This window comes from Pseudothermotoga sp. (assembly GCF_031962025.1).
GTDB lineage: Bacteria > Thermotogota > Thermotogae > Thermotogales > DSM-5069 > Pseudothermotoga_B.
This window is the reverse complement of sequence record NZ_JAVRKW010000002.1, coordinates 72,819-86,455: the sequence shown is the minus strand read 5'-3', so window position 1 is coordinate 86,455 and position 13,637 is coordinate 72,819. Positions and strand designations below refer to the sequence as shown.

Here is a 13,637-nt window from a genome sequence, read left to right as displayed (position 1 = left end):
GCGGGCTTTATAGGTCAAAGAAGAGGTTATTTTTTCTCAAGTACATAGTATCTGAATATCTGTGTGGGTTCAAGGATTATACCGGATATGTTTGCCTTTGCCTCACAATCTGCAAAACCCTGCCAGAGTGGTATGTATGGAACATCCTGGGCTAAGATTTTCTGAACCTGTTCATAGAGCTTTGATCTTTCTTGTGTTGATTCAATCCCGCGCGCTTGCATCATCAGATTTTCAACTTCCATGTTGCTGTAAAAACTGCCAAGTGATTTGGCTCCACTCTCGCTCAAGAATGGCCAGACATAGTCATCCGGATCTAGATAGTCTGGGTACCATCCAAGCAGGAACAACCCCATGGTTCCGTTCAAAAAGTATTCAACATACGTTGACCATTCGGCGTATTTGATATTCACTTTTATCGCTTTTGTCTCCTCAAGGGATCTTTTCAAAAGCTGTGCGACATCGGCTTCCGTGGAGCCATAATGCGAAGGTGTATACCATAGATCAATCTGCAAGGGTTTTGAAGAAGAATAACCTGCTTTTTTCAACAGTTCAACTGCCATGTTTATATCGCGTTTCGGCATGGCATCGATGTGGCTCCACCATCCCATTGGAATCATGGAATACAGAGGTTTTGCCAGATCGGAGAAGACAGTTTTTGTAATCACATCTCTGTCAACGGCATAAGACAATGCCTGTCTCACGTAAACGTTGTCAAAGGGTTGCTGTTTAACATTTATAACCAGGTAGCGAATCTGAGGACTTGTTCCTAAATAAACTTTTATCCCAAGCTGTGATTCCATATTCTTCAGATCGAGAATATCTCTTGGATCCATGTGCCTGTATGCGATATCTATTTGTCCTGTTTCAAGAGCCATTCTCAGTTGTGCGGAGTTTTCGAAGAATTGAATGATTATTTTTGGAGTTTTTGGAGCGGGTCCGAAATATTTTGGATTGGCTTCAAGGACTATTCTGACATCTCTCTGCCATTCTGTAACTCTGTAAGGACCTGAAGCCTGTGGCACTCCATCTAAGAATTGATTCTCCGGAGTAGTTTTTGGATTAACCGGGAAGGCGACGGTATAACCAAGCACTGAAACAAAGGCTGAAAATTTGTATTTGAGCGTCACTTTTAATGTGTACTGGTCAACCACTTGGATTTTATCAATGACATCTCCCAGTAAAAATGCAGGATCTCCATTCAGCCTGAGTACACGTTCCCATGACCATTTGAACACTTCTGCGTCGATTGGTGTACCGTCCTCAAACATCGCTCCTTTCCTGATGGAAAAAGTGTAAGTGAGCCCGTCATCTGAAACGCTCCAGTTTTCAAATAACCACGGTGTGATCTCGGCTGTTCCCAATTTGTAATCCACAGGTCCAGCCAGGATATTTTGAAGAATGTTGCTGGAGAAATAATCATAACAATTGGCAGGATCAAGTGTTCGAATTTTGTCTGTGGTACCGACCACAATGAATTGTGCAGAAAACGCTACAACGACCAACAAAACAAACAACAGCACGAAATACCTCTTCATACCCTTCCCTCCCTGATAAGAGTTTTCTTGAGCTGTATTATACCACAGTTAATAGCAGAATAAAGTGAACTACCATCCACTTATTTATCAATCACAATTCATCTTCATCTTGTAGAAGATGGAGACTTCTTGCAAAATGTGTGTTAAACAGACAAACCGTGGCCAGTCGATGCTTTTGGCTTTTTCAGAAGTTCTTTTAGTTGTTTTCCGGTGCTCATGAAATAGAGTTTTTCACAAATATTTGTTAGGTGATCTGCTATTCTTTCAAAGTGTCTTATCAGGAAGGCTTCCTCTAAGTACAATCTCATCATCTTTGGATTTGTTTCTTTACACGCGAGGTCTATAAGGTTTTCATGACCAGTGTTGTGCAAAGAATCAACATCATCGTCTTTTTTCCACACTTTGATTGCAAGATCAAGATCTCTGTGTTCAACGGCTTGTATGGTTTCTTTGAACATGACCAGAATTATTTTGATCATCTCATTCAGTGTCTTCCAGGATGTGAAACTTTCTATTCCTCTTTGAACATGTCTGCTGAGCTGTGCGATGTTGACACATTCGTCTGCAATCCTTTCAAGATCAATCGATAATCCTATCATCGCAACGACAAATCTCAAATCATCTGCGAGTGGTTGAAATTTTCCAATGATGTCAAAAGCCGTCGTCTGGATTTCAAGGTCAAGCGAATCGAAATAATCGTCCATTGATTCTATATCGTTTATCAGATTTTCGTCACCTGATTGAATTGCAAATAGTGTTTTTTCAAACAGATGCTCAACACCATTCAAAAATTCCCTGAGTTTATCGTTCAAAAAATTTATCTCTTTCTCATAATGAAGAGTTCTTTGGGTCATCAATATCTCTCCTTTAACCAATTTTCCCTGTTAAAAATTGTCTGGTCATCTCGTGATTTGGAGCCTTAACCACATCGGATGTCATACCGTATTCTATCAAACGTCCCTGATAAAGAAAAATCAACTCATCACTTACTCTCAGAGCCTGTCCCATGCTGTGTGTTACTATGATAACTGTGTACTGCTCAGCCAATGTCTCGAGCAATCTTTCTATTCTGGTGGTGGCGATTGGATCGAGGGCTGACGTTGGTTCATCAAGCAGGATGACCTCTGGCTCTATGGCAAGTGCCCTTGCTATGCACAGTCTTTGTTGCTGACCACCTGATAGCTGAACTGCGGGTTTTTTCAATTTGTCTTTGACTTCATCCCAGAGTGCGGCTTTTTTCAAAGCGTCTTCAACTTTCCTTTTGAGCACATCTCTGTCTTTAATTCCCATTAATTTCAATCCATATGCGACATTGTCAAAGATCGACATCGGAAATGGATTGGGTTTTTGAAATACCATTGTTACTTTGCGACGATACGTACTCAGATCTTTGATTGTGTAAATATCCTGACTTTTGTACAGTATCTGCCCTGTGATGGAAAAATCCTCTATCAGGTCATTGAGCCTGTTCAAAGACCTCAAAAGAGTACTTTTGCCACATCCAGAAGGACCCATGATGGCAGTTATCTTTTTCGATTTTATTTTCACGTTGATATGATCAAGCACCCTGTGGGTACCATAGTATGCGCATAGATCTTTTATCTCAAAAATGATTTCATCCATCTTTTCGCCCCCTCAAAACCTGCACAACGGAATAGATCAGGATCATGACCAGAGTCATCAAACTCGCCATTCCGCGTGCCATCCACTGAGATCTTTCTCCCAGATTCATGACTATTGCGTAAATACTCGTGGGTAAAGTCATGATTGGATCGGTCAGTCTTGTCGGGAGTTTGGTTGCGTAGAAAACAGCACCTGTGATCAATATAGGAGCTGTCTCGCTGAAAGCCCTACCAAGAGTCAACATCAACGTCGTTAAAATGCCATTCTTGCTTGATTTGATTACCATCAGAGTTGTTTGAAATCTACTGGCACCGAGCGCTATTACCCCTTCACGAAGCTCTTTAGGTACCGCCCGGAGAAACTCGACGGCACTGTTTATAAAGAAAGGTATTGCCATTGTTGACAGAGTGAGTGATGCAGATATCAACGAGGTCCTAAACCCAAGGCTTACACAGAAAAAGCTCAGACCAAACAGTCCATACACTATTGACGGGATGCTGTTCATCGTTCCAGCAAGAGATTGAAGAATAATAGATAATCTTTTGCTTGCAAATTCGGCGATGAAAATGGCTCCGAGTAGACCAAGTGGTGTCACTATGATAAAAACTAAAAGCATCAAAAGTAGTGAACCGACGATGGCAGGAAATACACCACCTTCTGTCATAGAAGATTTTGGAAATTGCGTGAAAAAACCTGGTTGAAACAGAAATCTCATACCTGGAAGGACTATGAGCAAGATAATTACTAACATTAGAATCAAAACACTGTAGCTTATGAGTCTAAAAAGCCATTTCATTTGATCATCTCCTTATCCATTTCTCGCGCCATCTCACGATGTAATTTGTCAGCACCGTTATGACTAAAGAAAGAGTCAGCAGTAAGAATCCTATGAAAAACAGCGCACTGTAATGCAGACTTTTCACTTCTACTTCACCCAGTTCACTTCCCAGCGCTGCTGTCAATGGTCTGATCGGGTTAAAAAATGACTTCATTAGTAGATTGCTTCCACCAGCGACCATCAGGACAATCATGGTTTCACCAAAAATCCTGTTGAAAACGCTCATCGCCGCATTCACTATTGCTGGCATTGCGTATCTTATTTCAACCATCATCACAGAGAACTGTTTTGCACCTATTGAGACAGCGGCTTGAGAAATTTCTTCTGGTACTTTTTCCAAGGATTGATAGGATAGGCTTATCATAAACGGCAGTGTCAGGACGCAGAGCATGAAAGAGGCGTTGAAAAAATTTTGTCCGGTCCAAGCACCAGCTTTGAGCAGTACTGGTGCTACGATCACGACACCAAAAAATCCCAACACAACAGACGGGATACCACTCATGTACTCGAATACCCTGAGCATGAATTTTTTTTCTTTCCCGTTTGCGTAACTGTGCAGGTAAAGAGCAACTGTAATACCGATCACAAAAACGATGAAACTCGTCCATGAGGTCAGAATGAGCGAATTTAACAGCATAGTCCTTATGCCGAATTCTGGTTCTTTCCACACCGGGAACCACTCTGATGAGAAAAGACCCCATCCCACTTCTTTGATGGCTCTGATGGATTCAAAAAACAGAAAGAAAACTATACCAAAAAGTGCAGCCACCACCAGTGTGGCAGCTGTGAAAACGATGAAATTGAAAAGCCAAGCACTTATCTTTTTCATCATCTTGCCGTCCCGTAAGCCGGTATATAACCAGCTTTTTCAACGAGTTTTTGTCCCTCGGGGGAGAGTATGAATCTTATGTAATCGGCGATGATATTGCCTTCGGGCCAGATATTGCCAAATCTGCTCAAGTCGAAGAACACAAACAACGGTCTACTCAGCGGGTACTTGCCATTCAAAACATTTTCAACTGTTGGATCAATTCCATTTACTTTCAATGCTCTCACCTGGTTTGTCACATATCCCATTCCCGTATATGCGATCGCATATTGATTTTTCGCAACACTTTCTATCTCAGCCTGTGAAGATTCCAGCATCTGAACTCTTGGTGAGAGCTTGTCCCCTTTTAAAACCTTCTCAAGCCATACTTCAAAGGTCCCGGAAGCCGTATTCCTTGAATATGCGACGATGGGTCTTTTTGGTAATTTGGGATCAACCTGATTCCACTCGGTTATTTGTCCTGTGTAGATTTTGTAAAGTGTTTCGATTGATATTGAATCAATGCCAAGGTTTGGATTTACAATCACGGCTATGCCGTCGTACGCAATGATTACTGGAACAAAATATTTGTTGGCTTTGTGCATTTGTTCAACTTCTGCGGTTTTGAGGAACCTGCTCGAATTTGCAATATCGCAAGTTCCATTCAGCAGTGCAGAGATCCCTGTACTGGACCCGGCACCTTCGAGTGTTGCTGTAACGTTGGGATACATTTTCTGAAATTGTTCGATCCACAACTGCGCAATGGGATAAACGGTGTTTGATCCTTTGATCACCAGAGTTTCGCCGTAAATCAAAACGGCAGTAACCAGCACAAGCATAAACAAAAACTTTCTCATACCAACACCTCCTTCTGATCTGTTTATGCCTCTTTGACTTTCAACTGTTATAAAAAAATATCAAATTTTTTTAATACCGCTGTGGCATGATTCAAATGGAGGGATTTTATGCCTTCAATACTGGTTGTGGAAGATGAGCAGGATGTAAGTGATGTCATCTGCAGGTATTTAAAGATGGATTCTCACCAGGTCAGGACTGCCTTTTCAATCGAGCAGATGTACAACGAACTGGAGAAAACATGTTTCGATCTGATAATTCTCGATTTGATGCTTCCGGATGGAGATGCAATGGAAGAAATACCAACTATTCGTGTGTCGTGCCCAAAGACATTCATAATAGTGCTGACGGCAATAAGAGAAGACAAGAACAAAATTCTTGGTCTTGAGATGGGAGCAGATGATTACGTGACCAAACCATTCCATCCGCGTGAACTTGTTGCCCGAGTCCGTGCAATGTTTAGAAGGAAGAACATGTTTGCAGAACGAGAAATAACACACAAAGATATGAAACTTCTGGTTCATGAAAGAGTTTTGCTGATAAACGACGAGGAAATAAAACTGTCTGCAAAGGAATTCGAGATCTTGCTTTTGCTTTTCGAAAATCCAAAAAAGGTCTTTACTCGCAGTGAAATACTCGATGCGGTCTGGCAGCAAGAAGATAGAACTGAAAGGATTGTTGATGTTTATATGAGTATGCTCAGAAAAAAATTGGGAAAAGAAAGGTTGGTGACTGTTCACGGTGTTGGATACAAACTGGGATGAAGTGATAAACAATTGTAAGCCTCTGATTCTCTTAAAACCAGATCGAATACTTTTCTACCCTGATCAAGGAGATGTTTCATCAAAAGAGCAGGTACTGAGTGACTCTAAAACCTTTTTTGTAAATGCGGTGGCTCATGAACTTTTCACGCCCATCACTGCGATGCTTGGGCTTTTGGAAATTGCAAAAGAAGGTGAGTATGTCCAGGAAAGTCTTTTGAAAATGGAAAGACATCTTAAAAAAATGCAGAGGATCATTGAACAGCTGGTTTTGCTCTCAAAACTGGAACAGCATGAGTACATTCCACACAACCAGAGATTGAGTCTTAAAAAACTGCTGCGTGAGATACTGGTGGAATATGAGGAAAAAATAGAGCAAAAGGGTCTATCTGTTGAGATAAAAACGAATAAATCCATTGAAGCCGATCCAGAGGCTTTCAAGATAGTCATCAGAAACTTGGTGTCGAACGCGATAAAATACTCAAAAGAAGGCGGTGCCATTGAAATATTTTCGCAAAAGGGCTTGTTGGTGATTCAGGATCATGGTGTTGGTATACCGCAAGAAGATCTCAAGAACATCACATCTCGCTTTTACAGGGCAAGTAATGCAAGGAGTTATTCAGGTGCAGGTCTTGGACTTGCGATTGTCAAGCACATTCTCAGAAAACTCTCGATTTCCTGGGCAATTCATTCGGTGCTGGGGATTGGGACAAAGGTTTTTCTGGAAATTCCATCTTATTCATCGTCTGTGACTGGTGAGTGAAAATTTTCTGCATTATTCTTTTTGTTGCTCTTTTTTTCTTTTGTTTTCACCTTCCTGTTTTTCTTGAACCTGCTTGAAGAAAGTGTTATATTAGTTTTGCTGGTTACATAAGTAAGTTACTTATGTAACCAAAAAGGGAGGGATTTTTGTGAAGAAGGTAGTTTTGGCTGTATTGGTTTTGTTAACAGTACTGAGCTTTGGAAAAACATTAACGATCTGGATCGGTGGACAGGTTGCGGAACTGGATGAAACATGGAATTCAGTCATTAAGGGATTTGAGCAAAAGTATGGAATTAAGGTCGAAGTACAGCTCTTTGGTTTTGACACTTATTACGACAAACTCGTGACAGCTCTTCAAGCAGGTAAGGGACCAGATCTTGCCTTTGCAGATTTGGGTGGATGGGTTCCAACTTTCGCGGAAAAAGGCTGGCTTGAACCAATGGAAGAACAGATCAAAAACTGGGAAGGTACCCCACAAATATGGCCCAATCTCTGGCCTACAGTCACTTACAAAGGTGTCAGATATGGTCTTCCATGGTACACCGATTGCAGACTTTTGCTCTACAACAAAACAATGTTTGAGCAAGCCGGTCTTGATCCAAACAACCCGCCAAAGACCTGGGATGAGCTCTTAGCAGCCGCTCAAAAGATTACCGATGCGAAAAACAGAATTTACGGATACGGTGTAAGCGGTACAAAAACTGAGCACACAACACTTGGTTATATGATGTTCCTGTATGCAGCCGGTGGAAAGCTTTTGACAGATGACTACTCAAAAGCGGCTTTCAACACACCTGAGGGGCTCAAAGCTTTGAAATTTTACACGGATCTGGCAAAAAAATATGGTGTTAGCCCAAATGCCGTTCAGTATCATGAAGATGATTACAGAAACATGATGGCTCAGAACAGAGTTGCAATGTCAATAGGAGGTCCATGGTCATTCCCATTGATTGAAGCCGCTAATCCAAATATAGTTGGGAAATACTCTGTTGCACTCCATCCGTATGATTCACAGCCTGCAAGTGTGCTCGGTGGCTGGGCTCTGGTCATACCGAAATCGAGCCCGAACAAGGAGGATGCCTGGAAACTCGCTGAGTATCTGACGAGCTTTGACGTGTGGATGAAGTGGGTTGAAGAAAAGGGTGGACCCATGCCAACAAGAATGGATGTATGCACAAAGTCAAAACTTGCAAATGATCCAAAGTGGCAGGTTATTTTCAAGACATTCCCATATGCAGTTGCAAGACCACCCATTCCTCAATATCCTCAAATATCCGAACAGATCCAGATCATGGTGCAAAAAGTATTGTTGAATGAATTAACACCAGAAGAAGCAATAAAAGTTGCGGCAGAGAATGTCAACAAAATACTCCAGGCAAAGTAAACTATAATCAGGGCGGGCTATGCCCGCCCATGGTTAGGAGTGAAGGTTTTGAAAGAAGAAAAAATAGCGTTGCGAATGGTAATGCCGTATGTTTTTATCATAGTGGCTTTTGTCTTTTTCCTGTTGATCTCAAATATCGTCATGAGTTTTTCGAGCGATGATGGAAAGTTCACTCTTCAAAACTACGTAGCCATTTTCAAAGACAGTGTATTCTACAAATCTGTTTTGAATACCTGTGTATGGGTTTTTGGGAGTGTTGCAGGTCAGATAACCCTTGGGCTTGCAGTGGCTCTTTTGCTGACTCAAATCAAACGTGGACAAGTTTTTTTCAGAAGTGTGATTCTGATATTGCCCTGGGCAACACTCGACATAGTTACGGGTGTAATGTGGAAATGGATGTACAACGATATGTACGGTGTGCTGAACGACATTCTTGTGAAAATAGGGTTTGTGAAAGATTATATTCCGTGGCTTGCCACTCCAAAGATGGCGATGATTGCTGTGATCATTGCAAATATCTGGAAGGGTTTTTGCCTGTCTGGAATGTTTTTCATAGCTGGCATTCAGACAATTCCTCAGGAGCTTTATGAAGCTGCTGAAATAGACGGTGCGAATGCTTACAGACGTTTTTGGAATGTGACTATACCTCAATTGAAACCCGTTTTGGTTACGACCCTTATGTTCACGATCATCTGGACTATAAACTATTTTCCCCTCATTTATGTGATGACTGCCGGTGGACCAAACTATGGAACTGAAACCATAGTGACCTACATCTACAGGTTAAGCCTTAGATTCCTGGAGTACAACAAAGCCGCCGCGCTTTCAAATATATTGTTCTTGATTGTTTTCACGATAGCATACCTTTTCACTCGAAGAATGTCAAAGGAAGTGGCGGCGTGATGAAAAGGAGCACTAAGAAAAAAACGATGAAATTTGTGTCATATATCCTTTTGACTTTCATATCGCTTGTCATAGCATTTCCTTTCATATGGCTCGTTTTGACCTCTTTCAAGACTTATCAAGAAATATACAGTTATCCTATAATATACCTGCCAAAGAGCTGGACACTTGAACATTATCAAAAGATATCGAGTCTGGATTTTAAAAACTACTTTCTAAACAGTGTAGTAGTTGGTGTTGGAACGATGGTTTTTTCACTTTTGATAGGTATATTCCCTGCCTATGCTTTTTCACGGTACTCGTTCAGGTGGAAAAGTGAACTGATGGTCAGTGTTTTGATCTTTCAGATGTTTCCCATGGTTGTTTTCTTAGTACCTATATTCAGGTTTCTTGACTGGATAAAGCTGCTCGATACACATATTGGCCTTATTTTAGCTTATATTCCATTCACGACACCTATAACAATTGTTTTTTTGAGGAGTTTTTTCTTATCCGTGCCTAAGTCACTTGAAGAGGCGGCATTGATAGATGGCTGTACCAGAACAAAGGCATTTTTTAAGGTGATTTTCCCCGTAACATTGCCTGGCATAGCCGCAGTGGGTGTCTATGCGTTTTTGTTTGCATGGAGTGAGTTACTCTATTCAATGTCGCTGTTGACGAGCAAGAGTCTTCAAACAATACCGACTTTTCTCTCCGTCTTCGTTGGGCAGTATCAAACTCGCTGGGGTCCATTGTTTGCAGGTTCTGTTTTTGCCACATTACCTCCATTAGTCGTGTTCATATTGCTTCAGAGATATTTCATCTCTGGTCTGGTGAGCGGGGCGGTGAAGGAATGACAATCAGCGATGATTTGTTGTTTGAGGTGGCATACGATTATTACATCAAAAATGTGTTGCAAAAGGATATAGCAAAAAAGCTCGGTGTATCCAGAGTTCAGGTGAGTAAATACCTTAAGATGGCTGTTGAGAGAAAGATCGTACGCATTGAAGTGGTACCACCAAAGGTTCCACAGAAACTGGAATCAGAGTATGATTTGTTGTTCAAGCAGAAATTTGGTTTGAAAAAGCTTTTGCTTGCAACAGGGCACACGAACAATCAACTGCTTTTACAATCACTCGCAAGAAAAGCCTGGGAGTACTTATCTGATCTGCCAAACGATTCAATGAACATCGGCATAGGCTGGGGTACAACGATGTTCACACTGGCAACATCTGATTTTAGAACTGAAAAACCGAAGTGGAATGTATTACCTCTCTCTGGTGGAACTTTCAAGTTGTCAGACAAGCATTTCGATTCCAATTTCATAGCCCAGAACTTTGCAGATAGATTGGGCGCGAGAATGATTCCGGTCTATTTTCCATTTTTGATGGATAATCAGGAACAAAGAGGGCAACTACAGAAGACCGAAGAATTCAGATATATAAACTCGATCTGGGATAATCTGGACATTGTGATCTGCAGTGTTGGATATTCCATTTCTCGTTCACCTTTGTTCCGCCAAAATGTCTTCGATGGTTCAGTTCTCGACAGACTTGAAAAGCTCGGCATAGTTGGTGATATCTTAACACATTATTTTGATATCAATGGTAGGATACATGACCTTGATTTCATGAAAAAGGTCAACAACATAACGATGGAACAGTATCTGAAAGCCAAACACAGAATAGTCGTTGCCGGAGGTTTTCACAAGATAGAAAGCATCGTCGGTCTGTTGAGAGGGAATCTAGTAGATTTGTTGATAACGGATACAAATACCGCGAGAAATATCATCGAATACGTATCCGAAAAGAACTGGAGGTAGTGTTAACCTTGAGCATTCAAATACTGAACCTGAATCCATGTTATGATCACTGGGTGATTATTTCAAAACCACCGAGAACTCCAAATGTGTTGAGAGGAGAGCGTGTCGTAAAACTCGTAGACGGAAAAGGGTTGAATATAGCAAGAGTTTTTAACACACTTGGTTTTGAGGATTATATTTGCATAAATATTCTTGGGGGTGATGTGGGAAAGATCATCCACGCAAAATGTGAAGAAGATGGTATTAAGACTCTGGAATTCTGGATTAAAGATGAAAACAGAATAAATACAGCTGTTGTTTATGAGTATGAAAAGAGGATGCTCATGATCAACGAACCTGGTCCAGTCATGCAAAAAGACGAAGTAGAAAAATTTTTTGAGTTTTTCTCATCTGTTTTAAAGAAAAACAGCACACTGGTGATCTCTGGAAGTGCACCAAGGGGTTTTGGAAGTAAAGATATGTCGAAAATAGCACAACTTGCCAGGGAAAATTCCTGTAGGTTGATGATAGATATATCTGGAGATTGGCTGAAAGAGCTTTTGAATTTTGAGCCTGATATGGTAAAGGTAAATGCCGATGAGTTGAAAATTGCCTTGGACCTTCAGGAGCTGAATATTAAAGAGCTGTGGCATATCAAGAACAATTACAGAATAAAAGTACTGTGTGTAACATACGGCAAAGATGGATCTGTGACACTCGCGGATGATAGAATCATTCGCGCAAGACCCAGAACTGTCCATTCAGATTATTCAGTAGGCTCAGGAGATTCATTTTTCGCAGGTTATCTCTACTTTGAGTCTTTGAACAAACCTATTCAACAAAAACTTGCCTTCGCAACGGCTTGTGGCACGGCAAATACCCTCAAGTACGGTGCTGCGATTTTCGATTTGAAAGATCTGGAAAGTCAGCTTTCAAATGTGGATATTGTGGAGGAAAAGTTATGAGAGTATATATCGGTATAGATCTTGGGACGACGAATACGAAGATCATAGCGGTTGGTGAAAACGGCATAGAGAAAATCATAAAGGTTAAAACACCAAAGAAAACGTTGAATGATGTTGAATACTTTGACCTTGATAAGCTTGAATACAGTCTTAAGAAGGCTATTTCTCAGTTGCAAGAGGAGTACAGCATAGCCGGCTTGAGCTGCACGAGTTTTGGGGAATCGGTCGTACCAGTTTCGAAAGGTAAAAAGTTGCATGATCCAATAGTCTGGTACGATACATGTACAAAAACAATTCAGCAAAAATACGAAAAACTCGTTGCTGAGCTTGCACCTTATGAAATTTCTGGCTCAAGGGACATATATTATTTTTCGCTGTACAAAATACTCTACATGTACGAAAATGGCATTGTCAAGCCAGATCAGGTGGAAAAATGGCTTCCAGTGTGTTCTTATATCCTGTACAGATTAACAGCAAATGCCGTTTGGGATATGACTCAAGCCTGTCGAAGTCATATGGTTGATGTACACAAAAGATGCTGGAACAGAAATTTAATCAGTCATTTTGAAATACTGGAAGACCAGTTGGGGAGATTGGATTACACGGGCAGTTTTGTTGGTTATTATGGCAAGGTACCTGTATTCTTAGCTGGTCACGATCATCTGACAGGAACCTTTGGTTTGGTTTCATTGTATGGAAGTGAGCTGATATATGATTCAATGGGAACAGCTTCTCTGATAACAGCCATATCCCATGAAAAAGACGAAAATATGCACATGAAAGAACCTTTCATGAAAAACGGTGGTCTTGTCGGGATAGGTTTCAAAGATGGTCAGTATTATCTTGCCTCCGGTGTCAGATACCATGGGAAGTTGATCGAGTTGGTCCTGAGAACCTTTGGTATGACAGTTTCGTCTAAGAGATTCAGGGTCATAAACGAAAAAATCAAAACAATGCCTCAGAAAACGAATTTCTACATTTACAGCAACGGTGACAATATAGTTGGCGAAAGTTGCCAGGGTATCAATTTCGCTGAGATTCCCGTTGATTGTACACAAGAAGAGATCCTTCAGGCTGTTTATCAGTATCTATGTTACACCAGCAGAATAACCATAGAAAATCTCAACAGGTATGTTGGAGAGCTTCCCGTAATCGTCGGTGGAGCCTTGATCAGCAACGATCTTTTCATGAAATATAAAGCCTCTATGCTGTGCAGAGATCTTTACTATCTGAATACAACTGAGCTAACCGCGCTTGGAGCGGCAATATCGGCGATTAAGGGTTCACAGGATGAACAAGTACTCGATTCTTTGAAGAAAAACGTGGTTTTTCAGAGAGTAACTCCTGATCCTGAGATGTGTAAGCAAATGGATCAACTCTATGAAAAAATGAAGGAAGGTTACAGCAGACTCTTGAGATGAG

14 protein-coding genes are annotated in these 13,637 nt (G+C 41.1%); 8 read left to right on the top strand and 6 right to left on the bottom strand.

All coding sequences use genetic code 11. From position 1 onward, the window contains the following. Positions 1–26: 26 nt before the first annotated feature. The 6 genes from AC4E92_RS02315 to AC4E92_RS02290 form a co-directional block, all read right to left on the bottom strand. Complete coding sequence (locus AC4E92_RS02315; protein WP_490238980.1) at positions 27–1,535, bottom strand: ABC transporter substrate-binding protein; 1,509 nt, start codon at positions 1,533–1,535, stop codon at positions 27–29. A 143-nt stretch (positions 1,536–1,678) separates the two neighbouring features. Then, positions 1,679–2,389 (bottom strand): phosphate signaling complex protein PhoU, encoded by a 711-nt coding sequence (phoU, locus tag AC4E92_RS02310; RefSeq protein ID WP_490238979.1) that lies wholly within the window; start codon positions 2,387–2,389, stop codon positions 1,679–1,681. Positions 2,390–2,402: 13 nt separating this feature from the next. Then, positions 2,403–3,158: a phosphate ABC transporter ATP-binding protein PstB gene (gene pstB / locus AC4E92_RS02305; protein ID WP_490238978.1), complete on the bottom strand. Its 756-nt coding sequence runs from the start codon at positions 3,156–3,158 to the stop codon at positions 2,403–2,405. After that, complete coding sequence (locus AC4E92_RS02300) at positions 3,151–3,954, bottom strand: PstA family ABC transporter permease (protein WP_490238977.1); 804 nt, start codon at positions 3,952–3,954, stop codon at positions 3,151–3,153. Before AC4E92_RS02300 ends, pstB begins: the two co-directional genes overlap by 8 nt. 4 nt (positions 3,955–3,958) lie before the next feature. Next, a complete protein-coding gene (locus tag AC4E92_RS02295) occupies positions 3,959–4,825 on the bottom strand; it encodes a PstC family ABC transporter permease (RefSeq protein ID WP_490238976.1) in 867 nt (288 codons plus the stop codon). Continuing rightward, a complete protein-coding gene (locus AC4E92_RS02290) occupies positions 4,825–5,661 on the bottom strand; it encodes a phosphate ABC transporter substrate-binding protein PstS family protein (protein ID WP_490238975.1) in 837 nt (278 codons plus the stop codon). The genes AC4E92_RS02295 and AC4E92_RS02290 overlap by 1 nt, the downstream gene beginning before the upstream one ends. A 108-nt stretch (positions 5,662–5,769) precedes the next feature. Here AC4E92_RS02290 and AC4E92_RS02285 point away from each other — a divergent pair, with 108 nt between their 5' ends. From AC4E92_RS02285 to AC4E92_RS02250, 8 genes are all read left to right on the top strand, one after another. Then, complete coding sequence (locus AC4E92_RS02285) at positions 5,770–6,423, top strand: response regulator transcription factor (RefSeq protein ID WP_490238974.1); 654 nt, start codon at positions 5,770–5,772, stop codon at positions 6,421–6,423. Further along, on the top strand, positions 6,401–7,183 hold the full coding sequence (locus AC4E92_RS02280; protein ID WP_490238973.1) for a sensor histidine kinase: 783 nt from the start codon (positions 6,401–6,403) through the stop codon (positions 7,181–7,183). Before AC4E92_RS02285 ends, AC4E92_RS02280 begins: the two co-directional genes overlap by 23 nt. Before the next feature lie 148 nt (positions 7,184–7,331). After that, a complete protein-coding gene (locus AC4E92_RS02275) occupies positions 7,332–8,567 on the top strand; it encodes an ABC transporter substrate-binding protein (protein WP_490238972.1) in 1,236 nt (411 codons plus the stop codon). A gap of 48 nt (positions 8,568–8,615) precedes the next feature. Then, positions 8,616–9,470, top strand: coding sequence for a carbohydrate ABC transporter permease (locus AC4E92_RS02270; protein ID WP_490238971.1), 855 nt, complete (start codon positions 8,616–8,618; stop codon positions 9,468–9,470). After that, positions 9,470–10,306 carry a carbohydrate ABC transporter permease gene (locus AC4E92_RS02265; protein WP_490238970.1) on the top strand — a complete coding sequence of 279 codons (837 nt, stop codon included), beginning with the start codon at positions 9,470–9,472 and terminating at the stop codon, positions 10,304–10,306. Before AC4E92_RS02270 ends, AC4E92_RS02265 begins: the two co-directional genes overlap by 1 nt. Next, positions 10,303–11,271 (top strand): sugar-binding transcriptional regulator, encoded by a 969-nt coding sequence (locus AC4E92_RS02260; protein WP_490238969.1) that lies wholly within the window; start codon positions 10,303–10,305, stop codon positions 11,269–11,271. Before AC4E92_RS02265 ends, AC4E92_RS02260 begins: the two co-directional genes overlap by 4 nt. A gap of 8 nt (positions 11,272–11,279) precedes the next feature. Beyond that, on the top strand, positions 11,280–12,215 hold the full coding sequence (locus AC4E92_RS02255) for a 1-phosphofructokinase family hexose kinase (RefSeq protein ID WP_490238968.1): 936 nt from the start codon (positions 11,280–11,282) through the stop codon (positions 12,213–12,215). Continuing rightward, entirely contained in the window at positions 12,212–13,636 is a 1,425-nt protein-coding gene (locus AC4E92_RS02250; protein WP_490238967.1) for an FGGY-family carbohydrate kinase, read from the top strand. Before AC4E92_RS02255 ends, AC4E92_RS02250 begins: the two co-directional genes overlap by 4 nt. Position 13,637 lies beyond the last annotated feature (1 nt).